This window comes from Janthinobacterium sp. 344 (genome assembly GCF_900112025.1).
In the GTDB taxonomy this organism is placed as follows: domain Bacteria; phylum Pseudomonadota; class Gammaproteobacteria; order Burkholderiales; family Burkholderiaceae_D; genus Janthinobacterium.
Genome location: NZ_FOKL01000011.1, coordinates 35,007 through 58,957 on the forward strand (window position 1 = coordinate 35,007; position 23,951 = coordinate 58,957).

General features: G+C 64.8%; 18 protein-coding genes and 1 pseudogene. 14 read left to right on the forward strand and 5 right to left on the reverse strand.

What is annotated here, in order from left to right; genetic code table 11:
* Window positions 1-23: 23 nt before the first annotated feature.
* From ccsB to BM193_RS24035, 3 genes are all read left to right on the forward strand, one after another.
* On the forward strand, window positions 24-1,175 hold the full coding sequence (ccsB, locus tag BM193_RS24025; protein ID WP_092802196.1) for a c-type cytochrome biogenesis protein CcsB: 1,152 nt from the start codon (window positions 24-26) through the stop codon (window positions 1,173-1,175).
* 85 nt (window positions 1,176-1,260) lie between these two features.
* Window positions 1,261-2,238, forward strand: a complete 978-nt coding sequence (msrP, locus tag BM193_RS24030; protein ID WP_092802046.1) for a protein-methionine-sulfoxide reductase catalytic subunit MsrP — start codon at window positions 1,261-1,263, stop codon at window positions 2,236-2,238.
* A gap of 9 nt (window positions 2,239-2,247) precedes the next feature.
* Window positions 2,248-2,901, forward strand: a complete 654-nt coding sequence (locus BM193_RS24035; protein ID WP_092802043.1) for a protein-methionine-sulfoxide reductase heme-binding subunit MsrQ — start codon at window positions 2,248-2,250, stop codon at window positions 2,899-2,901.
* Here BM193_RS24035 and BM193_RS24040 read toward each other — a convergent pair.
* A complete protein-coding gene (locus tag BM193_RS24040; RefSeq protein WP_092802040.1) occupies window positions 2,898-3,080 on the reverse strand; it encodes an LPS translocon maturation chaperone LptM in 183 nt (60 codons plus the stop codon). The two genes, BM193_RS24035 and BM193_RS24040, sit on opposite strands and share 4 nt — an antisense overlap.
* 40 nt (window positions 3,081-3,120) lie before the next feature.
* Between BM193_RS24040 and cyaY the strand changes: the two genes are divergently transcribed.
* Window positions 3,121-3,450: an iron donor protein CyaY gene (gene cyaY / locus BM193_RS24045; RefSeq protein WP_092802037.1), complete on the forward strand. Its 330-nt coding sequence runs from the start codon at window positions 3,121-3,123 to the stop codon at window positions 3,448-3,450.
* A 138-nt stretch (window positions 3,451-3,588) separates the two neighbouring features.
* On the opposite strand, the gene BM193_RS24050 is transcribed toward cyaY, so the two are convergent.
* Complete coding sequence (locus BM193_RS24050; RefSeq protein WP_302847682.1) at window positions 3,589-5,856, reverse strand: penicillin-binding protein 1A; 2,268 nt, start codon at window positions 5,854-5,856, stop codon at window positions 3,589-3,591.
* A gap of 379 nt (window positions 5,857-6,235) precedes the next feature.
* On the opposite strand from BM193_RS24050, the gene pilM reads away from it, so the two are divergent.
* The 10 genes and pseudogenes from pilM (at window position 6,236) to BM193_RS24100 (ending at window position 20,357) form a co-directional block, all read left to right on the forward strand.
* Window positions 6,236-6,868, forward strand: coding sequence for a pilus assembly protein PilM (gene pilM, locus BM193_RS24055; RefSeq protein ID WP_254786397.1), 633 nt, complete (start codon window positions 6,236-6,238; stop codon window positions 6,866-6,868).
* Between the two features lie 14 nt (window positions 6,869-6,882).
* Window positions 6,883-7,461 (forward strand): PilN domain-containing protein, encoded by a 579-nt coding sequence (locus tag BM193_RS24060; protein WP_175533404.1) that lies wholly within the window; start codon window positions 6,883-6,885, stop codon window positions 7,459-7,461.
* A complete protein-coding gene (locus BM193_RS24065; protein ID WP_092802025.1) occupies window positions 7,445-8,488 on the forward strand; it encodes a pilus assembly protein PilP in 1,044 nt (347 codons plus the stop codon). The genes BM193_RS24060 and BM193_RS24065 overlap by 17 nt, the downstream gene beginning before the upstream one ends.
* An 86-nt stretch (window positions 8,489-8,574) precedes the next feature.
* Window positions 8,575-9,906 (forward strand): annotated as a pseudogene (locus tag BM193_RS24070) (type IV pilus secretin PilQ); the annotation flags it as partial.
* Between the two features lie 118 nt (window positions 9,907-10,024).
* Complete coding sequence (locus tag BM193_RS24075; RefSeq protein ID WP_139176316.1) at window positions 10,025-12,205, forward strand: Ig-like domain-containing protein; 2,181 nt, start codon at window positions 10,025-10,027, stop codon at window positions 12,203-12,205.
* A 48-nt stretch (window positions 12,206-12,253) separates the two neighbouring features.
* Window positions 12,254-13,924 (forward strand): bifunctional shikimate kinase/3-dehydroquinate synthase AroKB, encoded by a 1,671-nt coding sequence (gene aroKB, locus BM193_RS24080; protein WP_092802019.1) that lies wholly within the window; start codon window positions 12,254-12,256, stop codon window positions 13,922-13,924.
* Between the two features lies 1 nt (window position 13,925).
* Entirely contained in the window at window positions 13,926-15,062 is a 1,137-nt protein-coding gene (locus BM193_RS24085) for a deoxyguanosinetriphosphate triphosphohydrolase (protein WP_092802016.1), read from the forward strand.
* Window positions 15,063-15,304: 242 nt separating this feature from the next.
* Window positions 15,305-16,015, forward strand: coding sequence for a sulfate reduction electron transfer complex DsrMKJOP subunit DsrO (dsrO, locus tag BM193_RS24090; RefSeq protein ID WP_086145722.1), 711 nt, complete (start codon window positions 15,305-15,307; stop codon window positions 16,013-16,015).
* 3 nt (window positions 16,016-16,018) lie between these two features.
* Entirely contained in the window at window positions 16,019-17,125 is a 1,107-nt protein-coding gene (gene nrfD / locus BM193_RS24095; protein ID WP_092802013.1) for an NrfD/PsrC family molybdoenzyme membrane anchor subunit, read from the forward strand.
* A gap of 10 nt (window positions 17,126-17,135) precedes the next feature.
* A complete protein-coding gene (locus tag BM193_RS24100) occupies window positions 17,136-20,357 on the forward strand; it encodes a molybdopterin dinucleotide binding domain-containing protein (RefSeq protein WP_092802010.1) in 3,222 nt (1,073 codons plus the stop codon).
* On the opposite strand, the gene BM193_RS24105 is transcribed toward BM193_RS24100, so the two are convergent.
* The 3 genes from BM193_RS24105 to mutY are packed head-to-tail and all read right to left on the reverse strand — an operon-like array spanning window position 20,354 to window position 23,930.
* Window positions 20,354-20,968, reverse strand: a complete 615-nt coding sequence (locus tag BM193_RS24105; RefSeq protein ID WP_092802007.1) for a response regulator transcription factor — start codon at window positions 20,966-20,968, stop codon at window positions 20,354-20,356. The genes BM193_RS24100 and BM193_RS24105 overlap by 4 nt on opposite strands.
* Window positions 20,965-22,767, reverse strand: a complete 1,803-nt coding sequence (locus BM193_RS24110) for a sensor histidine kinase (RefSeq protein WP_092802004.1) — start codon at window positions 22,765-22,767, stop codon at window positions 20,965-20,967. The genes BM193_RS24105 and BM193_RS24110 overlap by 4 nt, the downstream gene beginning before the upstream one ends.
* The gene (gene mutY, locus BM193_RS24115) at window positions 22,767-23,930 is read right to left on the reverse strand and encodes an A/G-specific adenine glycosylase (RefSeq protein ID WP_092802001.1); all 1,164 of its coding nucleotides are present in this window, start codon (window positions 23,928-23,930) and stop codon (window positions 22,767-22,769) included. Before mutY ends, BM193_RS24110 begins: the two co-directional genes overlap by 1 nt.
* Window positions 23,931-23,951 lie beyond the last annotated feature (21 nt).

The following is a 23,951-nucleotide window of genomic DNA, read 5'->3' on the forward strand; positions in this document are numbered from 1 at the left end:
CGCGGCCGGAGAGGGAGAAAATGATGGAATTGGCAAATAAACAAATTTACACGCAGGAGCCGGGCTTTTTCAAGCGCCTGAGCCTGATCGACTGGCTGTATGGCGCCGGCTTGCTGGCCGCCTCCCTGTTCGGCCTGGTGCGCTTCGGCGCCTTCATGGACATCTATGAAAAGGCCATCCTGCTGGCGGCCGCGCCCACGTTCGCGTGGCTGGGCTGGTATTGGAAACCCGTGCGCTGGCTGATCCCCGTGGCGGCCGTGCTGTCCCTGTTCGCCATCGAGTTGTATGGTGGCCACCTGGACATGGCAAACCAGAAATTTTTCCTGAAATACATCTTGTCGAGCCAGTCCGCCATCCTGTGGATGGGCACCTTGTTCGTGCTGTCGACCCTGTTCTACTGGATCGGCCTGGTGGCCCGCTCGGAGTTCGGTTCGTCCGTCGGTTCGCTGCTGTGCTGGGCCGGCGTCGTGCTGGGCCTGACGGGCATGCTGGTGCGCTGGTACGAGTCGTACCTGATCGGCGCCGACGTGGGCCACATCCCCGTGTCGAACCTGTATGAAGTGTTCATCCTGTTCTCCCTGATCACGGCCATGTTCTACCTGTATTACGAGCAGCATTACGCCACGCGCCAGCTGGGCGCCTTCGTCATGCTGGTCATTTCGGCGGCCGTCGTGTTCCTCATGTGGTACACGGTCACGCGCGACGCGGCCGAGATCCAGCCGCTGGTGCCGGCCCTGCAAAGCTGGTGGATGAAGATTCACGTGCCCGCCAACTTCATCGGCTACGGCACGTTCGCGCTGTCGGCGATGGTGGCCGCGGCCTATCTGCTCAAGTCGAGCGGCTACCTGGTCGACCGCCTGCCGTCGCTGGAAGTGCTCGATGACGTGATGTACAAGGCCATTTCCGTCGGCTTCGCTTTCTTTACGGTAGCCACCATCCTGGGCGCCCTGTGGGCCGCCGAGGCGTGGGGCGGCTACTGGTCGTGGGACCCGAAGGAAACGTGGGCGCTGATCGTCTGGCTCAACTATGCGGCCTGGCTGCACATGCGCCTGATGACGGGCTTGCGCGGCAGAGTCGCTTCCTGGTGGGCGCTGGTGGGTTTGCTGGTGACGACGTTTGCCTTCCTGGGCGTCAACATGTTCCTTTCTGGATTACATTCTTACGGCAAACTGTAACGGTTTATCTGCATGACAGAAGCGTCATGAACGGCCCGGAAAACTGGTGTAAGGTATCTTCAATCACCTTTTTTCCGGAGCCGCCATGTTGATCAAGCGCAGTCCCAACGGCATTGAGTTGCCGTTCTCTTCCGAAATTACGCCGCGCGCCGTGTTTGAGTCGCGCCGCAGTTTCATCAAGCAGATCGCCCTGGGCTCCGTGTCCAGCGCGGCGCTGCTGGAAATGGCCAGCCGCGAAGCGTTCGCGCAAGGCACCAATCCCAAGCTGGCCGCCAAACTGAATCCCGCCTATTCGGCGCTGGAAAAGCAGACGGCCTATAAAGACGCCACCACCTACAACAATTTCTACGAGTTCGGCACGGACAAGAGCGAGCCCGCGCAAAACGCGGGCACCCTGCGCACGCGGCCCTGGACGGTCAGCATCGAAGGCGAAGTCAAGAAGCCGATGACGCTCGATCTCGACGCGCTGCTGAAGCTGGCGCCGCTGGAAGAGCGCGTCTACCGCCTGCGCTGCGTGGAAGGCTGGTCGATGGTGATACCGTGGATCGGCTACTCATTTTCGGAGATCATCAAGAAGGTCGAGCCGACGGGCAATGCCAAGTACGTGGAATTCGTCACCCTGGCCGACAAGAAGCAGATGCCGGGCGTGGGCAGCCGCGTGCTGCAGTGGCCATACGTGGAAGGCTTGCGCATCGACGAGGCGAACCACCCGCTGGCCTTGCTGACCCTGGGCATGTATGGCGAAACCTTGCCGAACCAGAATGGCGCGCCCGTGCGCATGGTATTGCCGTGGAAATATGGGTTCAAATCGGCCAAATCCATCGTCAAGATCCGCTTCGTCAAGGAGCAGCCGCGCACGGCCTGGAATCTGGCGGCGCCGTCCGAATACGGTTTTTATTCGAATGTGAACCCGAACGTCGATCACCCGCGCTGGTCGCAGGCCACGGAGCGGCGCATCGGCGAAGACGGTTTTCTCACGCGCAAGCGCAAGACCCTGATGTACAACGGCTATAACGATGTCGCTTCGCTGTATGCGGGCATGGATCTGAAGAAATTCTTTTAAGGACCTACGATGGCCATCAACCCCACGCCCAGGCAGCTGTCGCTGCTGAAAAGCCTGATTTTCCTGCTGGCGCTGATCCCGTTCGCGCGCATGGTGTGGCTGACGTATTCGGGGCAGCTGGTGGAGCCGCTGGAATTCATCACGCGCGGCACGGGCGACTGGACCCTGTATTTCCTGTGCATCAGCCTGGCCGTGACGCCGCTGCGCCGCTTCACGCAGTGGAACTGGCTGATCAAGCTGCGGCGCATGCTGGGCCTGTTTGCGTTTTTCTACGCGGCGCTGCACTTCACGACCTTCCTGTGGTTCGATCACTTTTTTGACATGCAGGAAATGTGGAAGGATGTGCTCAAGCGCCCGTTCATCACGGTGGGTTTCATCGCCTTCGTGCTGCTGATTCCGCTGGCCGTGACGAGCACGAACGGCATGGTGAAACGCCTGGGCGGCAAGCGCTGGCAATGGCTGCACCGCCTGATCTATGTGATCGCGCCGCTGGGTATCCTGCACTTCTGGTGGATGAAGGCAGGTAAACATAATTTCGCGCAACCGATCCTGTTTGGCGTCATCGTCGCGCTACTGCTGGCAATACGCGTGTTTTTTGCCTGGAGCAAGCGCGCGAAAAGCGCCAGGGCGGCCGCCGCGGCCACCCCGGCGCGTCAGGCTTAGGTCACGGGCACGATGACCGGTGGCGGCGGCACGGGCGCCGGTTCGATCGGGCCTTTGGCTGGCGCGCCCTTGGCCGCCGGCGGCTTGGGCAGGTACAGGGGACCGGGCTGGCCGCAGCCCGCCAGGACGCTGGAAACCACAATGGTAATGCCGATATAAAACGCTGAGGATGACTTCACGATTAGAATCACGGTTTGATTAAGATCTTTGGAGTGTAGCATGAGCGAATCGGAATTCCTGGCCCTGGCCGAAGCCACCCTGACCCAGATCGAGGCGGCGCTGGACCGGCTGAACGATGAAGACGTGCTCGACGTCGAATGCAGCCGCAGCGGCAATGTGCTGGAAATCGAGTTCATCGACAACGGCACGAAAATCATCGTCAACAGCCAGGCCCCCATGCGCGAGATGTGGGTGGCGGCCCGTTCCGGCGGTTTCCACTACAAGCGCGTGGGCGACGAGTGGATCAACACGCGCGACGGCTCGGAGCTGTTTGCGGCCTTGTCCAGCATGGCCAGCGAGCAGGCGGGCGCGCCGGTGGTATTGAAGTAATTGTTTTAGCCGCGCGCAATAAAAAAGGGCAGCCTGCATGGGCTGCCCTTTTTGCTTGCGTCATCCGACAACAGGTGGCGCCGGCGTGGTGTCGGGTTACGGCCTGCGGCCTGACCCGACCTACTCCATGCGCTGTCGTCAGAACAACTCGTTCTTCACGGCTTCTTTCGCCTTTTCTTCCTCCGGCGTGCCGCGCGCCGCGCCTTCCAGGCTGCCCACGCCCGTACCCGGCGGATTTTCCGCATAGTAGTACTCGTCGCCCACGTGGATCAGGCCTTCCGGCACGGCGCGTTCCTCGACGGGAATGCTCTTCAGGGCCTTGGCCATGTAGTTGACCCAGATCGGCAAGGCCAGGCCGCCGCCCGTTTCGCGGTTGCCCAGGTTGCGCGGCTGGTCGTAGCCGATCCAGGCGATGCCCACCAGCTTGGCCTGGTAGCCGGCGAACCACGCATCGATGGAATCGTTGGTGGTGCCCGTCTTGCCCGCCAGGTCGGGGCGCTTCAATGCCATGGCTTTATTCGCCGTGCCGAAGCGCACGACGTCGTTGAGCATGCTGTTCATCAGGAAGGCGTTGCGTTCGTCGATCACGCGGTGGGCTTCCTCGCCCGCCAGGTCCGGCTTGGCCTGCGACAGGACGTTGCCATCGCTATCGGTCACCTTGGCTATCAGGTAGGGATTGACCTTGTAGCCGCCGTTGGCGAACACGGCATACGCGCCCGCCATCTGCAGCGGCGTGACGTTGCCGGCGCCCAGGGCCAGCGTCAGGTAGGGCGGGTTCTTGTCCGCGTCAAAGCCGAAGCGCGTCGCGTATTCCTGGCCATATTTGGCGCCGATCTTGTGCAGGATGCGGATGGAAATCATGTTTTTCGATTTCATCAAGCCCTTGCGCATGGTCATCGGGCCGTCGTACTTGCTGTCGTAGTTCTTCGGCTCCCACGCCTGGCCGCCCGTCTGGCCCGCGTCGAACGAGATCGGCGCATCGTTGATGATGGTGGCTGGCGACAACCCCCGTTCCAGCGACGCGGAATAGATGAAGGGCTTGAAGGCGGAGCCGGGCTGGCGCCACGCCTGCGTGACGTGATTGAACTTGTTGCGGTTGTAATCGAAGCCGCCCACCATGGCGCGGATGGCGCCGTCCGTCGTGCTGGCCGAGACGAACGCCGACTGCACTTCCGGCATCTGCGTCAAGACCCAGGTGTTGCCTTCCTGCATGACGCGGATCACGGCGCCGCGCTTGATGCGGCGGTTCGGCGCCGCTTTGTCCGACAGCCACGCCGCGCCGAAGGTCAGGCCAGGGCCGGTGATGGTGATTTCCTCGCCGGCCGAGGTGACGGCCTGGATGGACTTGGGCGACGCCTGCAGCACCATGGCGGCGATGATGTCGTCGCTGTCCGGGTGGTCGGCCAGTTCCGTTTCGATGGCATCGTCCGCTTCGGCCTTGGTTTTTGGAATCTCGATATATGCTTCCGGGCCGCGGTAGCCATGGCGTTTCTCGTAATCCATGACACCCTTGCGCAGGGCCAGGTAGGCGGCGTCCTGGTCAGCCTTGGTGATGGTGGTGTAGACGTTCAGGCCGCGCGTATAGGTATCTTCCTTGAATTGCTCGTAGACCAGCTGGCGCGCCATCTCCGACACATATTCCGCGTGCACGCCAAAGGCGCTGCTGTCCGTTTTCACTTTCAGTTCTTCATTCTTTGCTTCTTCGTACTGCGCCGGCGTGATGTAGCCCAGCTGCGCCATGCGCTGCAGGATGTATTGCTGGCGCATGCGCGCGCGCTTCGGATTGACGACGGGGTTGTAGGCCGACGGCGCTTTCGGCAAGCCGGCCAGCATGGCCGCTTCGGCCACGGTCAGGTCCTGGATATTCTTGCCGAAATAGATTTGCGCGGCCGAGGCGAAGCCGTAGGCGCGCTGACCCAGATAAATCTGGTTCATATACACTTCCAGGATCTGGTCCTTGCTGAGGTTTTTCTCGATCTTCCAGGCCAATAACACTTCATAGGCCTTGCGTTTCAGGGTCTGTTCGCTGGACAGGAAGAAATTGCGCGCCACCTGCTGCGTGATGGTCGACGCGCCTTGCTTGGCGCCGCCCGTCAGGTTGTGCAGGGCCGCGCGGGTGATGCCCAGGTAGTCCACGCCACCGTGCTCATAGAAGCGGTCATCCTCGATGGCCAGCACGGCTTTCTTCATGACATCGGGGATATCCTTGATGTGCACCATGTTGCGGCGCTCTTCACCGAACTCGCCGATCAGCACGCTGTCGGAGGTGAAAATGCGCAACGGCATTTTCGGCTTGTAATCGGTCAGGGTATCGAGCGCCGGCAGGTTCGGATACGCCATGGCCAGGCCGAATACCACCAGCAGCACGCCGACGACGCCCAGGCCCAGGAACGATACCAGGGCCATCAGCAGAAAGCGTTTGGGTTTGCTGCCCTTCTTGGGCGGTTTCGAGCCAGCGTTGCCGGCGGAAGATGAAGATGTCATGCGTGTCGTGTCTTTCAGTGAATTTATGCCGCCCAATTATAAGCGAGCTTGCGGGGGCGGCAGCGCGCCGTGGCGCCGGCCCGGGGGCATGTGGAAACTTGTCGCTACTCTATATAAGCGCGTATTGGCCTGCTGGCAACCAGGATTTGGTAACAATTATTCTGCGCCAGATCACGGCCGGGCCAGATAGGGGCCGCGCGCCGCAGGCACAGGCGGGAAATCCATTTACAAGCCATCAGCGTCGAGACTAGGATTTTGCATGGCAGCGGCCATCCCACGGTGACATTTCTCCATGAAAAACATGTCCATACGTCGTCTTCTTGGCAGGGGCTTGCTCGGCGTTGACATAGGGCAAGATTTCGTGCGCGTCATTGAACTGGTGCGCCGGCGGGGCAGCTTGGCTTGCCGGCATTGCGGCAGCGCCGCGCTGGCACCGGGAATAATGCTTGAGGGAAATATCGAGGATGTGCAGGGCCTGGCCGATGCGTTGCGCCAGGCTTGGCGCGACAGTGGCAGCGGTTGCATCCGGGTGGCGCTGGCCATGCCGGCCACGGCCCTGATCACGCACGCGATCCGCCTGCCTGCCGGCTTGCCCGAGGAACAGCTGGAAATGCTGGTGGAACTGGAGGCGGCACACTACATGCCGTTCCCCCTGGAAGACGCCAACCTGGACTTTTTCACCCTGGGCCCGGCGGCGCCGCTGGCTGGCAAGGATGGGCTGGAGATCGACGTGCTGCTGGTGGCGGCGCGGCGCGCCAGCGTGCAGCGCCGTCTCGATGCGGCCAAGACGGCCGGTTTGCTGGCGGTCGTCATGGATAGCGAGGCGCTGGCCTTGCAGGCGGCCATGGCACAGGGCGGCTGGCAAACCTTGCCTGACGGCGGATCGGCATACCAGCTGGCCTGGGGCCTGGCCTTGCACGGGTTTGCCCGATGACGCCGGCAGCGCGCGTGCCGCGTATCAATCTCTTGCCCTACCGGCAGGCGGCGCGGCGGCGGCGCGTGCAGTCACTGCTGTGGCTGCTGGCCGGCGGTGCGCTGCTGGGATTGCTGCTGGCGCTGCTCACGGCGCTGTGGCTGCAGTTGCGGCTCGATAACATCGCGCAGCGCCAGGATGGCTGGCGCCACGCCACACGGCAATTGGATGGCGTGCTCGCTGGCGGCCGGCACCTGCAGGACGAGACGGCGGCCTTGCTGGCGCGCCGGCAGGCGATTGCAGCACTGCAAGAACAGCGCAATGGCGCCGTCGTCTTGCTCGATATCGTGGCGCGGGCGATGCCGCCCGGCGTGGCCTTGCGCAGCGTGCGGCAGGAGGCGGCGACGGTGCGCCTGCAAGGGCATGCCGTGGCGCAGGAGCAGGTCGCGGCCTTGCTGCTGGCGCTGGCAGAGGCGGCACCACAGTCGAAGCCGGAATTGCTGGAAGTGCGCGGCGCGGCGGAAGGTGCGGTGGAGTGGACGCTGCGCCTGGCCGGGCCATCTGTGGCAGCAGCGCCGGCACGGGAGGTGGCCGAACATGGCGCGCCTGATTGAAGCAGCGCTGTGGCCGCTGCCAGCCCGCCTTGCCAGCGCCGCCTTGTGTGCCGCGCTGGTGGCGGCACTGCTGTATCTGCTCTGGCTCGATGGCTTGTCTGCTGCCGTGCACGGCGCACTGGGAGAGGAAAGCCGTCTGCGCGCCGCCTATCTGCAGTCCAGGGCACGGGCAGGGCAGGCGCCATATTGGCGCGAGCAGCGGCGTCTTGCCGGTGCCGAGCTGGCCGGGCTGGAACAGCAATTGGCTGATCGTCAGCACATGGCGGTGCTGTTGTCCGATATCAATGCGGCGGGCCAGGCGCGCGGCGTGCACTTTACCCTGTTCAAGCCGGGCGCGCCCCAGCCGCAGGCATTAATTGTCGCCTTGCCCATCGCCGTGCAGCTGCGCGGCACCTATCACGCCATGGGCGAACTGATGGCCGACCTGGCACGCTTGCCGCACATCGTTACCGTGCATGAACTGGCGTTGACAGCGGGCAAGGACGGCGTGCTGACGCTTGATGCCGTGCTGTACGCGTATCGCTTGCCCGACGCGCAGGAGGGTGCGGCGCTGGCGCGCCTGCCGCCGACGCCGGCATCGGGCCGGCAGGCGCCGCTGGCTTGGCAGGCGCTGCCGGACTTCGTGCCGCGCGCCTATGCAGGCAGCGGCTTGCCCGATCCATTTGCGCCGTCGTTGCCGGCGCCGGCAGGGCATGGCGGCGTGGTCGGGCCGGACCCGCGCCGTCCCCGCGAGCCGCTGGAAAGCGTGGCCATGCCTGCCCTGAGCATGGTGGGCAGCGTGCGCCTGGCGGGTCGCCTGAGCGCGTTGCTGCTGGCGGGGCAGCGCGTGCACCGGGTGGAAGTGGGCCAGCATCTGGGGCAGGACCACGGCGTGGTGACGGACATCAGCGAACAGGCTGTGCAGTACCGTGAACTGCTGCGCGAGGCGGACGGTCCCTGGCGCGAGCGGCGCGGCAGCCTGGGCTTGCAGGTGGCTGCCGCCGCGGCGGCAACTGCCAAGGCCAGTCCGCCCGAGGTGGCGCCATGACGCCGCGCCGCCTGCTTGTGGCCACGCTCCTGTTCCTGCATGCCGGCAGCCTCGCCCAGGAAGCGGTGGTGCTGGTGACGGCGCCGCGACTGTATGCCGGCGAGAAGATTTCCGTGGATTTCCAGAACGTGGGCGTGCGCGCGGCCCTGCACATCCTGGCCGATGCCTCGGGACAGAACATCGTCGCCAGCGACAGTGTGGCGGGCAATGTCACCTTGCGCCTGCGCGACTTGCCGTGGGACCAGGCGCTCGACGTCGTGCTGCAAGCGAAGGGCCTGGACATGCGGCGCAATGGCAACGTGCTGTGGATCGCGCCGCGCGAGGAAATCCTCGCGCGCGAAAAGCTGGAGCTCGAAACGCGCGCGCAGATCGCCGAACTGGAACCCTTGCAATCGGCCATCTTCCAGCTCAACTACCAGAAGGCGGAAGCGTTTCGCAGCGTGTTCGGCCTCGATGCGGGGGAAGGGCGCAGCCGGCTGCTGTCGCGCCGTGGCAGCGTGCTGATCGAGCCGCGCACGAACCAGCTGTTCGTCACCGACGTGCCGGCGCGCCTGGAGCAGATCCGCTTGCTGATCGTCAAAACGGATATCGCTACGCGGCAAGTCATGATCGAAGCGCGCATCGTCGAGGCGAACGATAGCTTCAGCCGTAACCTGGGCGCGCGCCTGGGCTTTACGGACCAGCGCCTGGCGGCGGGCCAGTTGCCCGGCTTTTCGCTGGGCGGCAGCGGACGCCGTGCCGCCATCGGCGGCAGTTACCAGGGCGTGGGCGAGGCGACGGGGCAAACGGTGGCCGGTGCCGGTGCCTTCGTGCCGAACTCGCACTTCGTCAACTTGCCGGCCGCCAGCCTCAATGGCTTGCAACCGGCCAGCTTTGCCTTGAGCCTGTTTTCGGCGGCGGCCAACCGTTTTCTGAACCTGGAATTGTCCGCGCTGGAAGCGGACGGCCAGGGCAAGATCATTTCCAGCCCGCGCGTGGTGACGGCCGACAAGGTGCTGGCGCTGATCGAACAGGGCATCGAATTGCCCTATCAGGTGGCCACCAGCAGCGGCGCCACCTCGATCACGTTTCGCAAGGCGAATTTGCGCCTGGAGGTGACGCCGCAGATCACGCCGGATGGCCATGTCGTGCTGGAAGTGGACGTCAACAAGGACAGCGTGGGCCAGGAAACGCGCTCCGGCTTCGCCATCGACACCAAGCACGTGCGCACGCAGGTGATGGTGGAAGACGGCGGCACGGTGGTGCTGGGCGGTATTTATCAGCAGTCGGAGCGGGGCACGGACAGCAAGGTGCCGGTGCTGGGCGACATCCCCGTGCTGGGGACTTTTTTCCGCAGTATGGGCCGCAGTCAAGAAAAAACCGAACTGATGGTGTTCATTACACCGAAAATAGTGGCAGATCGGCCAGCAACACGTTAATGTCGCATCTTTACGTTTAAGTAACAATGCAGACGAAAGCGGACGGATGGCGACTATGCGGAATGTATCCTGGAGTAATACTTATTGGAGTAGGGTATCGAATTGGCTGGGTTTGCTGGTGTTGGGCACCTTGCTGGCCGCGTGTGGCGGCGGTGGCGGCGACCCGACCATCGACGGCGGCAGCAGTGGCGGCACGACGGGCGGGGTCCCGGCAACGGTCAGTGTCAGCTTGCTCAATGCAAATGGTCAGCCCGGTAATACGGCCAGCGTCAACGCGCCCTTGAGCGCCCGGGCACAAGTGCTCGACAAAAATGGTGCCGGCGTGGCCAATGCCCTGGTGGCGTTCTCGGTGGATGGTGCGCTGGCCGTGCTGTCGCCCGCGACAGCATTGACCGATGCCAAGGGGATTGCCAGCGTGACCTTGCGTCCCGCCAGTAACGCGGCCAGCGGCGCGGGCAAATTGACCGCCAGCGTGACTACTGCCGCAGTCACCGTCAGCGGTGAAGCCAACTACCAGATTGCGTCCGGCGTGGCCTCGAAGGCCAGCATCGGCGTCGCCTTGCTGACGGCGTCGGGCAGTGCCAGCAACGCACTGTCGAGTTCCGCTCCCTTGACGGCGGTGGCCATCGTCAAGGACCAGGATGGCAATCCGTTGCCGGACGCCCTGGTGGTGTTTGCAACGGATAATGCCCTGGCCACGCTGTCGCCTTCCGCCGGCACGACCCTGAGCGATGCCAAGGGCGAGGCGCGCGTGATCCTGCGGCCCGTCAGCCTGGCAGTGGGCGGCGCGGGGACGCTGACGGCGGCCGTGGTCATGAATGGCACGACCTCGACCAGTGCCATCAACTATGTCGTGGGTGCCACAACCCTGACCTTTGGCAACATCGCCTTTGAAACGCCGTCGCTGGAGGCATATGGTTCGACCCAGGTATCGCTGGATGTGTTGTCCGGCAGCGCGAAATATACGGACCAGAGCCTGGCCGTGAACTTCACTTCATCCTGTGTCACGGCCGGCAAGGCCACCTTTGCGTCCGTGGTGCAAACGGCCAACGGCAGTGCGCGCGCCGTCTACCGCGATCTCGGCTGTGGCGTCAACGACGTGATCTCCGCCACCGCCAGCGGCGTCTCGGGCAGCCGCAGCGCGGTGCTGGCGATCGCTGCGCCGCAGGCGGCCTCGATCCAGTTCTATTCGGCTGTTCCTGCCGACAAGTCCATCGTCATCAAGGGCGAGGGTGGCCTCTTGCGCAGTGAAACGGCGACCTTGAAGTTCCGTGTTTTCGATACCTTCAATAATCCCCTGCCGGGCTTGAAGGTATCGTTCTCGAAAGCCGATCCGAATGCGGAAGTCGATCTCAACCCCATTTCGGGCACCACCGATGCCAATGGTGAAGTCACCACCAGCGTCAGTTCCCGTGCTACCCCCTTGTCCTTCCGCATCCGTGCCACGCTCGACGGCAAGGGCGTGTCGACCCTGTCCGATTCCATCGTGGTCTCGACGGGAACGCCGGTGCAGAAGGCGTTTTCGCTGTCCATCAGCGACAGTAACGTCGAAGGCCTGGATGTGGACGCCAACGGCAGCGCGGCGTCGGCATCCGTGACGGTGGCCATGGGCGACAAGTTCGGCAATCCCGTTGCCGATGGCACGCCCGTTGCCTTCCAGACCAACGTGGGCGTGGTGGGCAGCGCAAGCAAGGGCGGCTGCAATTCCGTCAACGGCGCGTGCACGGTCGATTTCCGTGCGCAGCAACCACGCGTGCCGACGCCGAATACGCCAGCCACCGTCTGCAATGGCCCGCTGGGCAGCAGCGACAGCACCCGCGCTGGCGTGGGCACCATCTGCGCCAGCACCAGCGACGGCAGCGCCATCCCCATTTTTGCGAAAATCAATTTCTTCATCAGTGGCAGCCGTCCGGCGACAACCATCCTGGACGGCAACAGGATTGTGACGACGGGAAATGATGTCAACGACCTGGGCAACGTGAGCTGGAACGTACCCAAGGTGTTTACGTTGCAGATCAATGACGTCAACAATAATCCCATGCCTAGCGGCACCACGGTGGAAGTGGCCAATATCGTGCGTGCGGCCAGTGGCGGCGTTTCGCCAGCGAGCGTGCAAAAGACATTCCCCAGCGCTTCCAGTCTGCCGCCCCTGTATCAGGGCACGAGCCACCTGGTCACGATCACCAGCCCGTCAGGCCAGACGTGTACGCCTGGCGTGGCGACATTCAATGTCAATATCACCACGCCACATTTACTAACTACCAGCTATCCGTTTAAACTGACGTTCACATGCCAATAATGGAGTCACAGGGCGACAGTGGCAAGACAGGGTTGTCGCCTGAGTGAAATGCAAATAGTGTCTGAAATTTCCAACAGTAATATTTTCCTTGTCGGCCTCATGGGCGCAGGCAAAACCACGATCGGGCGCATCCTGGCCCGCAAGCTGGGCTTGCGCTTTGTCGATTCCGACCACGAAATCGAGGCACGCACGGGCGCGACCATCCCGTGGATCTTTGAAATCGAGGGCGAAGCCAGCTTTCGCCGGCGCGAGGCCGAAGTCATCCGCGACCTGAGCGCCCAGCAAGGCATCGTCATGGCCACCGGCGGCGGGGCCATCCTCAATGCCGACAGCCGCGCCTACCTGAAGGAGCGGGGCACGGTCGTGTACCTGCGCGCCAGCGTCAGCAACATCCTGGCGCGCACCAGCCACGACAAGAACCGCCCCCTGCTGCAGACGGCCGACCCGCGCAAGAAGCTGGAAGAATTGACGGCGCAGCGCGAGCCCCACTATCTGGAAGTGGCCGACATTGTGATCGACACGGGCCGTCCTAACGTACAATCGATGGTTCAGACCATCCTGATGCAGCTGGCCAGCCTCGAATGCGAGGCTTCGCCCAACTGCGTCATTCATGCAGAGCCTTCGATGAACGAGCAATCCAAAATGTTGTTGAGCGTAGACCTCGACGAACGCAGTTATCCGATCGCCATCGGTCCCGGCCTGCTGGCCGACGCCGATGCGCTGTTGCGCCATATCAGCGGCCACAAGGTGGCCATCGTCACCAATACCACCGTCGCCCCGCTGTACCTGGGCCGCCTGCAGGCGGCGCTGGCCAGCGATGGCCGCGAGGTGATCAGCATTGTCCTGCCGGACGGCGAAGAGTATAAAAACTGGGCCAGCCTGATGCAGATCTTCGACGCCCTGCTGGCCAACAAATGCGACCGCAAGACCACGCTGGTGGCCCTGGGCGGTGGCGTGATCGGCGACCTGACCGGCTATGCGGCGGCCAGCTACATGCGCGGCATCGGCTTCGTGCAGGTGCCCACCACCCTGCTGGCGCAGGTCGATTCCTCCGTCGGCGGCAAGACGGGCATCAACCACCCGCTGGGCAAGAACATGATCGGCGCCTTCTACCAGCCGCGCGCCGTGATCGCCGATACGTCGACCCTGGAAACCCTGCCGGCGCGCGAGCTGTCGGCCGGCCTGGCCGAAGTGATCAAGCATGGCGCCATCATCGATGCCGCCTTCTTCGACTGGATCGAGGCGAACATGGCCAAGCTGATGGCGCGCGACAAGGGCGCCCTGGCCTACGCCATCGCCCGCTCGTGCGAAATCAAGGCCGACGTGGTGCGCCAGGACGAACGCGAAGGCGGCTTGCGCGCCATCCTGAACTTTGGCCACACCTTCGGCCACGCCATCGAGGCGGGCCTGGGCTACGGCCACTGGCTGCACGGCGAAGCCGTCGGCTGCGGCATGGTGATGGCGGCCGACCTGTCGTGCCGCATGGGTTATATCGATGAAGCGGCGGTGCAGCGCGTGCGCAAGCTCGTCGCCGCCGCCGGCCTGCCCGTGAAAGCGCCGGACCTCGGTGTCGCGCGCTGGCTGGAACTGATGGAAGTGGACAAGAAGAACGAGGGCGGCGCCATCAAGTTCATCCTCTTGAAACCGCTGGGCAGCCCGTGCATCACGGCCGCGCCGCACGAACTGGTGCTGGCCACCCTGGCCGCCGGAGTGCAATAACATGCTGCCCGAAGACTTCCTTGCTCCCTACGCGGCCCATTCGGCACAGGGGCAGGGACGTCGCTTTGCCGAGGCGGCGCACGCCTCGCGCAGCCAGTTCCAGCGCGACCGCGACCGCATCATCCATTCCTCGGCCTTCCGCCGCCTCGAATACAAGACGCAGGTGTTCCTCAACCACGAGGGAGACCTGTTCCGCACGCGGTTGACGCACAGCCTGGAAGTGGCGCAGGTGGGGCGCTCGATCGCGCGCAACCTGCGCCTGAACGAAGACCTGGTGGAAGCCATCGCGCTCGCGCATGACCTGGGCCACACGCCGTTCGGCCACGTGGGCCAGGACGTGCTCAACGAGTGCATGCAGGCGCACGGCGGCTTCGAACACAACCTGCAAAGCCTGCGCGTGGTCGACACGCTGGAAGAGCACTACGGCGCCTTCGATGGCTTGAACCTGATGTTCGAGACGCGCGAAGGCATATTAAAACACTGCTCGCTGGCGCATGCGCGCGAACTGGGGCCCGTGGCGCAGCGCTTCATCGACCGCACGCAACCGACCTTGGAAGCGCAGCTGACCAACCTGGCCGATGAAATCGCCTACAACAGCCACGATATCGACGATGGCCTGCGTTCGGGCCTGATCAGCATCGCGCAGCTGGAAGAGGTGGCATTCTTCGGCCGCCTGTGGCGCGACGTGCAGCAGGCGTTTCCCGGCCTGTCTGGCCGGCGCGCCATCTACGAGACCCTGCGCCGCCTGATCACGGCCCTGGCCGACGACCTGATCGTCACCTCGACGCAGCTGATCGCGGACGCGGCGCCGCGCGACGTCAGCGAAGTGCGCGCCAGTCCGCCGCTGATCCGTTTTTCGGACGCCATGCGCAACGATGCGACGGAGCTGAAGCGCTTCCTGCGCGCGAACCTGTACCGCCACTACCAGGTCAACCGCATGCGCGTAAAGGCCAGCCGCATCGTGCGCGAACTGTACGACAGCTTCATGGCCGAACCGGCGCTGCTGCCGCCCGATTATCAAATCAAGGGCGATGATGTGACAAAGCAGGCGCGCAAGATCGCCGACTACATCGCCGGCATGACGGACCGCTACGCGATCCGCGAGCACCGTCGTCTGTATTCTCTCGATGAGTTGTAGGGCGGCTTAGCCGGAACGGCGTAACCCGACACCACCACCATCGCCGCCAGCAAGGTTGTCGGCTTACGCGCTGGCGCGCCTCGGCGGCCCCGCTAATCCGGCCTACTCCGCATTGTCGGTCCTGTCAATCGGCATGATCATCTAGGCCCTCGCACGATCACCCCAATATCCCCGTAGCCCCTTCTTTTCTATCATGGCAGCAAGTCAACAAGGGCTTGCCGCCCATCGTCAAGGAGAGTGCCATGATTGAATCGCGCCGCAGTTTCTTGCGCGCCTTGCCCGCCATTACCGTCGGGGCGGCCATCGCGCCGCTGCCGGGCAAGGCCGCCACCAGGGGCGAGGGCGGCCAGCGCTGGGCGATGGTGGTCGACGTGCAGAAGTGCATCGGCTGCCAGGCGTGCACCGTCTCCTGCATCATGGAAAACGCCGCGCCGGAAAACAGCTTCCGCACCGTCGTCTCCACCTATGAAGTCAAGGAAGAGAACCGCTGCGGCACCTATATGCTGCCGCGCCTGTGCAACCACTGCGCCAATCCCCCCTGCATTCCCGTCTGTCCCGTGGGCGCCACCTTCCAGCGCAAGGATGGCGTCGTGGTCGTCGATGGCGACCGTTGCGTGGGCTGCGCCTACTGCGTGCAGGCGTGCCCGTATGACGCGCGCTTCATCAACCACGAAACGGGCAAGGCCGACAAATGCACGTTCTGCGCGCACCGGGTCGACGAAGGCTTGCTGCCGGCCTGCGTGGAAACCTGCGTGGGCGGCGCGCGCATCTTCGGCGACCTGAATGACCCGGAAAGCATGGTGCACCAGCTGCTCACGGAGAACAAGGTGAAGGTGCTCAAACCCGAGCAGGGCACCCAGCCCCACGTGTTTTACCTGGGACTGGACACACGCTTCGCCGGCCACGTCGAGGGCGAAGCGACACTTTGGCAACCGAGCAAACACGGGAAATAAACCATGGACAGCCACATCACCGAAATTCTCAACGTCACGCGCGAAGCGGCATGGCTGCCGTGGGCGGTGCAGTATTTTTTCCTCATCGGCCTCAGTTACGGCAGCTTCATGCTGACCCTGCCGTACTTCGTCTTCGGCCGCAAGGCGTATGAACGCCTGGGCCGCATCGCGCTGCTGGCCGCCCTTGTGTGCGGCATGACGGCGCCCGTGGCGCTGCTGGCCGACTTGCACGGGCCGGGCCGCTTCTACCATTTCTATATTTACTTCCAGCCGCAGTCGTGGATGTCGTGGGGTTCCTTTTTCATTCCCCTGTATCTGGGCTGCCTGGTGCTGTACGCGTGGCTGGCGCTGCGCGTGGACTTCGCCGCGCGGGGGCAGGGCAAGGACCGCCTGGCCTTTGCCTACCGCCTGCTGGGACGCGGGGGAGCGGCGTCGCTGCGCGCCATCCGCGTGGCAGCCGCCTTCACCCTGCTGGCCGCCTTCGTGGTGGGCCTGTACACGGGCATGGAAGTGATGGTGGTGCGTGCCCGTCCCCTGTGGTACACGCCCTTCCTGCCGGCGCAATTTGCCGCCACGGCCTTTGTCGGGGCGGTGGGCCTGGCGCTGCTGTTCAACCGCTTCCTGCCAGGGCGCGAGCAGGCCCTGGAAGTGTCGCTGAACCGCGCGCTGGCCCTGTCGCTGGCGCTGGTGCTGGCGCTGGGCGGCGGCTGGCTGTTCGTGAGTCTGTCCGGCGTAAGCGCCAGCCACAGCATGGCCTTTACCCAGGTGGCGGGCATGCCGCAATGGCAGTTCACTGCCGTGTGGGCCGTGCTGTCGTCCATCGTGCCGATGGCGCTGGCCATCTGGCGCCCGGCCACGAGTGGCCTGGTCAATGGCCTGATCGCGCTGCACAGCGCCTGGATGATGCGCTGGACGATCTTCATCGGCGGCCAGAACATCCCGAAGACGGGCGCGGGCCTGTACGACTACCACCTGCCGATGGGGAACGATGGCTTGATGGGGATTATCGGCACGGCGGGCCTGTGGATCGCGCTGCTGTTGCTGATGCTGGAATTTTTGCCATGGGCGGGACGCCTGGTACGCAGCCGTCCCGCCATGGCGACGCACTGAGGAGTTGAAAATGAACGAACGCACCCCTATCGACGATCGTAACGACGTCCCTGAAGATGACAACGAAAAGCGCCGCAAGCTGCTGCGCTACGGCGCCATCGGCGGCGGCCTGGCCGCGTTTGCCGCCAGCTTTTCCACCACGGCCGGCCGCATGGTCGACCACGCGCTGGGCAAGGACAAGCCGGTGCAGAAACTGCACGGCAACTCCCTGGCGCCCGAGTTTTCCGTCGACACGGCCACAGGAAAATTGACGGTCAATCCGGACCAGCAGGTCAGCTACACCATGTGCATGGGCTGCACCACGTTTTGCGGCGTGCGCGTGCGCCTGGATAAAAAAAGCGGCAAGGTGCTGCGCGTGGCGGGCAATCCGTACAGCCCCCTGTCGGCCGATCCGGCGCTGCCCTATCAAACCTCGATCCGCGACAGCTTTGTGTCGCTCTCGCGCTTCCAGGAAAAGGGGCTGAAAGGGCGCTCCACCGCTTGCGGCCGCGGCAACGGCGTGCTGGAACAGATGGAGTCGCCGTTCCGCGTGCTGGCGCCCATGAAGCGCGTGGGACCGCGCGGCGGCGGCCAGTGGGAGCCGATCGCTTTCGACCAGTTGGTCAAGGAAGTGACGGAAGGCGGCGACCTGTTCGGCGAAGGCCACGTACAGGGTTTGCGCGCCTTGCGCGAGCTGGAAAAGCCCATCGATCCGGCGCAGCCGGAACTGGGCCCGCAAGTCAACCAGGTGGGTCTGATGTGCAGCACCGACGATGGCCGCCTGGCGTTCGGCACGCGCTTTTTCAAGCAGTCGTACGGCAGTTTGAACCTGGTCAACCACGGTTCGTATTGCGGCGGCGCCTACCGCAGCGGCTCGGGCGCCATGTTCGGCGACATGAAGAAAATGCCGCACGCGAAAGTGGACCTGGAAAACACGGAGTTCTGCATTTTTGTGGGCACGGCGCCGGGCAATGCGGGCAATCCGTTCAAGCGGCAAGGCACGCTGATCGCCAAGGCCCGTTCGGGCAAGCGCGCATTCAGCTACGTCGTCGTCGACCCCGTGCTGACGAATGCGGATAGCCTGGCCGCGGGCGACCGCAGCCGCTGGGTGCCCATCAAGCCGGGCACGGACGGCGCGCTGGCCATGGCCATGATCCGCTGGATCATCGAGCACGAACGCTATGACCGCCACTTCCTCGCGCAGCCGAACCTGAAGGTGGCGGAAGCGGCGGGCGAGGCCGCCTGGTGCAACGCCACGCATCTGATCATCAACGAGAAGGGGCATCCGCGCGACGGCCGCTACCTGCGCGCGTCGGACATCGGCGCGGTGACACTGGCGGAAGAAGAGCGCTACAAGGAGGGCGACGCGTTCTGCGTGATCGACGCGGCCACGCAAGCGATCGTGCCGCACAACGCCGCCCAGGGCGAGGCGCGCCTGTTCTTCGACGGCCCGCTGGACGTGGCCGGGGCGCCGCTGCACCTGAAGACGGCCATGACGATGCTCAACGAGGAAGCGCAGCGCCACAGCATGGATGACTATTCCAGCGCCTGCGGCATCCCGCTTGACATCATCGAAGGGCTGGCGCAGGAACTGACCAGCCATGGCAAGCGCGCGGCCGTCAATGCGCATGGCGGCATGATGTCGGGCGCCGGTTTTTACAACGCGTATGCGCTGGTCATGCTCAATACCCTGATCGGCAATTTGAACCGCAAGGGCGGCACCCTCGTCAACGGCGGCAGCTTCAAGGATGCGGGGCCCGGCCCGCGCTACAACCTCGAGAGTTTCGACGGCGAGATCAAGGCGGCCGGCATGCCGATCGGGCGTAACGTGCCGTATGAAAAAACCTCGGAATTCAAGCTGAAGAAGGAAGCGGGCAAGGCGTATCCGGCCAAGGCGCCGTGGTATCCGAACGCGCCCGCGCTGGCCACCGAATGGCTCACCAGCGCCATGAACGGCTATCCCTACACCTTGAAGGCGCTGATCCTGTGGAGCTGCAATCCCGTGTACGGCATCACGGGCCTGCGCGCGCAGATCGGCAAGGAACTGGCCGATCCGAAGAAGATTCCCCTCATCGTCGCCATCGATCCCTTCATCAATGAAAGCTCCGCGTTTGCCGACTACCTGCTGCCCGATACCCTGCTGTATGAAAGCTGGGGCTGGGCCGGCGCCTGGGGCGGCATGCCCGTCAAGATGAGCACGGCGCGCTGGCCCGTGGTTGAACCGCGCGTGCACAAGACGCCGGACGGCCAGACCATCTGCATGGAATCGTTCTTCATCGCGCTGGCCAAAACCATGGATTTGCCCGGCTTCGGCCCGGACGCCCTGCAGGACATGGAGGGCCAGCGCTTCCCCTTGCAGCGGGCGGAAGACTGGTATCTGCGCGGCGGCGCCAACATCGCCTGGCAGGGCAAGACGGCCGTGCCGGAGGCCAGCGACGACGACATCGCGCTGTCCGGCGTGGCGCGCATCCGCCCCGAACTGGAGCGCACCCTGAAGCCGGAGGAGTGGCGCAAGGTGGCCTTCATGCTGGCGCGCGGAGGGCGCTACCAGAGCTATGGCGAGATGTTCGGCCTGCGCCTGCCGCCGCCGGCGAACGCCAAGGCGCCGGCGGCGCCCGTGCCGGTGCTTGATGAGACGCCGTATCCGCAGGACTGGTCCACGCACCGCTACCTGAAGCCCATGATGCTGTACAACGAGGGCCTGGGCGTGAGCAAGAATAGCCTGAGCGGCAAGCGTTTTCCCGGCACGCCAGCGTGGCGAGTGGCGGCGTTTGCCGATGGCACGCCCGTGCGCAAAACCTATCCGGCCAGCGAATGGCCGTTCGAGTTGATCAGCTTTAAGTCGGCGCTGCAAAACTCGTACAGCATCGGCGCGCGGCGCTTGCGCGGCATCCACCCGGACAACCCCGTCGCCGTGCATCCCGACGATGCGGCGCGCCTGAAGCTGGAAAATGGCGATGCCATTTATCTGGAGACGCCGGGCGGCAGGGCCAGGGCCACGGTGATGCTGCGCCATGGCGTGCAGCGCGGCGTGATCGCCGTCGAACATGGCTTCGGCCACAAGGAGCATGGCGCGCGCGCCCACCGCATCGGCAAGCTGCGCCAGCCCGATGAACCGGCCATCGGCGCGGGCATCAACCTGAACGACCTGGGGCTGACGGACCCGAGCCGCGGCGACAAGAACGTGTTTGTCGATCCCGTCTCGGGCACGTCGGTGCGGCAAGGGCTGCCGGCGCGCATCGTGCGGGCCTAGAGTTGTCCGCCTGCCATCAGCAGCCGGGCCACCTCGGCGGCTGAATGCAGGCCCAGTTTTTCCATCGTGTTATGGCGGTGCACTTGCACCGTCTTGTCGCTGATGCCCAGCTCGCGGGCGATGACTTTCGAGGCCTTGCCTTCGGCCATCAGCAGCGCCACTTCGCGCTCGCGCGCGGTGAGCCGGGCCAGCGCCGTTTGCGCCGTATTCGCGCTGGCGGCGCTGCGGCTTTCCTCCACGCTGCGGGCCACGGCGCGCGTGACGGCATCGAGCAAGACCTGGTCCTTGCAGGGCTTTTCCAGGAAATCGCAGGCACCCGCCTTCATCGTCTGCACGGCCATGGCCAGGTCGCCGTGGCCGCTGAGGAAAATCACGGGTAGCGCAATCGCATGGCGCGACAGCTCCTGTTGCAATTCCAGCCCGCTCATCAGCGGCATGCGCACGTCGAGCAGCAGGCAGCCGGGCGCATGGCCCTCGTAGCGCTGCAGGAAGTCGCGCGCCGATTCGAACGTCTGCACTTGCCAGCCGGCCGAGTCGAACAGATAGGCCAGCGAGCGGCGCATGGCGGCGTCGTCGTCGACGACAAAGATGATCGCATCGCGTTCATTCATGGTGTTTCCTTCTCTGCTTCCATAGGCGTATCTTCGGGCAGGCGGAACCAGACCGTCAAGCCTGGCGCATCGGCGTTGGCGTGCGCCGACAGGCTGCCGCCGAACGATTCGATGATGCTTTTGCTGAGCGACATGCCCAGTCCCAGGCCCTCGGCCTTGGTGGTAAAAAACGGTTCGAACAGGCGCGCCATCTGCGCCGCTTCCAGGCCGCATCCCGCATCGCGCACGGCCACCGTGCAGGCGCCGTTTTCGCGGTGCAGCAGCACGCCGATGGGGTGCTGCGGATTGCCGTGCTGCGCCTGCGCGTCGAGCGCGTTTTTCAGCAGATTGAGCAGCACCTGCTGCACCTGCTGCGGGTCGGCCAGCACGCGCGGTTCCAGGCTGGCGCTATCGTGGCGCCAGCTGATATGGGCCTGCGGATGGGCCGCGCGGAACAGCGATACCGCCTGTTCCACGGCGTCGGCCAGGGCGAAGGCCGTGCTGTGCGCGGGACGTTTTTGCGCCATCGCGCGGATGTGCCGGATGATGGCGCCCGCGCGCTCGCTTTGCGTGGCGATTTCCTGGGCGCCATCGAGCAGGGGCGCCGCGTCGAGCCGGCCCGCCGCGATGCGGCGCGCCATGCCGCGCGCGAAATTGCCGATGGCCGCCAGCGGCTGGTTCAATTCGTGCGCGATGGCGCTGGCCATCTCGCCCAGGATCGCCAGGCGCGCCGTGTGGTCGAGCGTGGCCTGGCGCTGGCGCGCCTGCTCTTCCAGCGCGCGCTGCTGGTGCTGCGCCGCGCGCAGCTGCTCCGTGCGCCGGCTGACCAGGTATTCCACGCGCACCGTGTGCACGGCCCAGGCGACGAGCAGGGCCAGCACCAGCAGCATCCAGCCCCAGTAGCGGCGCAGGGCCGTCTCGAACGTCAGCTTGTTCAAATAGGCGTAGGGGCCGATGCGCAGGTCGCGGAACAGTTCATCGACGATCTGGTAATCGCTGGGCACCGTCCAGCTGTAGCCCTCGCTGGTGCGCGGCATGGCCAGCAGGGCTTGCGCCACTTTTTTGGCCAGCGCGGGCGGCGTCTGGCGCAAGGCCACGAAGGGCCAGTCCGGGTACAGGCGCGAGGAAGTCGCGCAGCGAAAACCGGGTATCGGGCGCGTGGTGATCACGCGCAGTGCATCGGCCTGGACTTCTCCCCGCGCCACCATCTGTTCCAGCAGACAGGTGCGCACGATGCCCGCATCCATGCGCCCGGCGCGCACGGCGTCGATGATCTGCTGCGAGGGAAAGCCGCTGTAGCGCAGGCTGGCGAAATCGCGGACCGGGTCGACGCCCGCTTCGCGCAGTTCGCGCGCGGCGATCTGGTAGCCGCCAAAGGCGTCGGGCGCCACGGCCATCACGTTCCTGCCCGCCAGGTCGGCCAGGTCGTGCAGGGGCGATGTGCTGCGTACGACGATGGCCGAGCCGATGGCCTGGCGCGGCGAGTCCGTCCATGGCGATTCGAGCGTGGCGATGCGGCTGGCGCCGTCGCTGTGTTCGAGCGCCACGTAATGGCCGCTGCTGGTGATGGCAAAGGCGATGGCCTGCGACTGCACGGCGCGCGTCAGGCCCGCCTGGTCGTAGTCGGCCAGTATGAAACGGATGCCGGGGATGCTGGCCTGCAGGTGGCGCGTCACATACGACCAGTCCTGCTGCACGGCGTCGCCGCCCTTGTAGGCCAGCACGCCTATTCTCACCTCTGCCACCTGCGGCGGCGCATCAGCCGCCCGCACGCCGTGCAGACACAGCGCCGTCAGCATGAACAGTAAAAAACGCCGCACTAGAACATGCTGCGCTGCGCCGAACGCGCATCGCCGAACAGGTCCAGCAGCAGCTTCTTGATCGGTGCGGGCAGCGGCGCGTCGGCGATCTTCGCGCCGTCATACCAGACGTGGGTCGCTTCCCCGGCCAGCGCCAGGCGGCGCGCCAGGGTGATGCGGCAGGGGACGATGTGCAGCTTGTAGTGGGTAAAAACGTGCACGATGGGCAGCAGGCGCTCCTGCGTTTCGATGGCGCCGAACGGCGCCACGGCGCGCGCCAGCGCCGCCTGATCGATGTCGCGCGGCGCGTCGTCATCGGCCAGCACGTGGCCGTCGAGTTCGGGTAGCGACAGCAGGCCGCCCCAGATGCCCGAGCCGGGACGCTGCTCCAGCAGCACCTGGCCGTCGTCGATGATGACGAGCATGACGGCGTGTTTTTCCGGGCTGGTTTTCTTCGGCTTGCGTACCGGCAGGTCCTTCGTGCGCCCGGTCGCGTAGGCCACGCAGCGCGGCTGCAGCGGGCAGCGTCCGCAATCGGGGCTGCTGCGCGTGCACAGGGTGGCGCCGAAGTCCATCAGGCCCTGCGTGTAGGCTTCGATACCTGTTTCAGGCAGCAGCGCCTCGGCGCGGCGCCACATGGCTTCCTCGACCCGTTTTTCACCGGGATAGGCGTCGATGCCAAACGTGCGCGCGAACACGCGCTTGACGTTGCCATCCATGATGGCCGCGCGCGTGCCGCTGGAAAACGCGGAGATGGCGGCGGCCGTCGAGCGGCCGATGCCGGGCAGGTCGGCCAGTAGCAGCGGGTCGCTGGGGAAGACGCCGTCGTATTCGGCCACCACGCGCTGCGCGCACTTGTGCAGGTTGCGCGCCCGCGTGTAGTAGCCAAGGCCGCTCCACTGCGCCATCACGTCTTCCACCGGGGCTGCCGCGAGGTCGCGCAGGGTGGGGAAGCGTTCCAGGAAGCGCGCGTAATAGCCGAGGACGGCCGTGACCTGCGTTTGCTGCAGCATGATTTCGGACAGCCAGATCAGGTAGGCGTCGCGCGTGTTTTGCCACGGCAGCGCGTGGCGGCCATGCTGCTTTTGCCAGGCGATGACGGTGGCGGAAAAAGTCGGATCGATATAGTCTTCCAGAGGTGCCGCGCCCGTGGCGGGCGAGAGCGGATGCAGCAGACGTTTCATGCAGGGGTTCCAGTGTTGTGT

What these genes read in the sequence shown, in the direction of transcription:
- nrfD (WP_092802013.1), top strand. Translation starts at nt 16,019, where the DNA reads ATGGACAGCCACATCACCGAAATTCTCAACGTCACGCGCGAAGCGGCA.
- msrP (WP_092802046.1), top strand. Translation starts at nt 1,261, where the DNA reads ATGTTGATCAAGCGCAGTCCCAACGGCATTGAGTTGCCGTTCTCTTCC.
- mutY (WP_092802001.1), bottom strand. Translation starts at nt 23,930, where the DNA reads ATGAAACGTCTGCTGCATCCGCTCTCGCCCGCCACGGGCGCGGCACCT.
- cyaY (WP_092802037.1), top strand. Translation starts at nt 3,121, where the DNA reads ATGAGCGAATCGGAATTCCTGGCCCTGGCCGAAGCCACCCTGACCCAG.
- dsrO (WP_086145722.1), top strand. Translation starts at nt 15,305, where the DNA reads ATGATTGAATCGCGCCGCAGTTTCTTGCGCGCCTTGCCCGCCATTACC.
- aroKB (WP_092802019.1), top strand. Translation starts at nt 12,254, where the DNA reads ATGCAAATAGTGTCTGAAATTTCCAACAGTAATATTTTCCTTGTCGGC.
- BM193_RS24065 (WP_092802025.1), top strand. Translation starts at nt 7,445, where the DNA reads ATGGCGCGCCTGATTGAAGCAGCGCTGTGGCCGCTGCCAGCCCGCCTT.
- BM193_RS24100 (WP_092802010.1), top strand. Translation starts at nt 17,136, where the DNA reads ATGAACGAACGCACCCCTATCGACGATCGTAACGACGTCCCTGAAGAT.
- BM193_RS24105 (WP_092802007.1), bottom strand. Translation starts at nt 20,968, where the DNA reads ATGAATGAACGCGATGCGATCATCTTTGTCGTCGACGACGACGCCGCC.
- ccsB (WP_092802196.1), top strand. Translation starts at nt 24, where the DNA reads ATGGAATTGGCAAATAAACAAATTTACACGCAGGAGCCGGGCTTTTTC.
- BM193_RS24035 (WP_092802043.1), top strand. Translation starts at nt 2,248, where the DNA reads ATGGCCATCAACCCCACGCCCAGGCAGCTGTCGCTGCTGAAAAGCCTG.
- BM193_RS24085 (WP_092802016.1), top strand. Translation starts at nt 13,926, where the DNA reads ATGCTGCCCGAAGACTTCCTTGCTCCCTACGCGGCCCATTCGGCACAG.
- BM193_RS24050 (WP_302847682.1), bottom strand. Translation starts at nt 5,856, where the DNA reads ATGGCCCTGGTATCGTTCCTGGGCCTGGGCGTCGTCGGCGTGCTGCTG.
- pilM (WP_254786397.1), top strand. Translation starts at nt 6,236, where the DNA reads ATGTCCATACGTCGTCTTCTTGGCAGGGGCTTGCTCGGCGTTGACATA.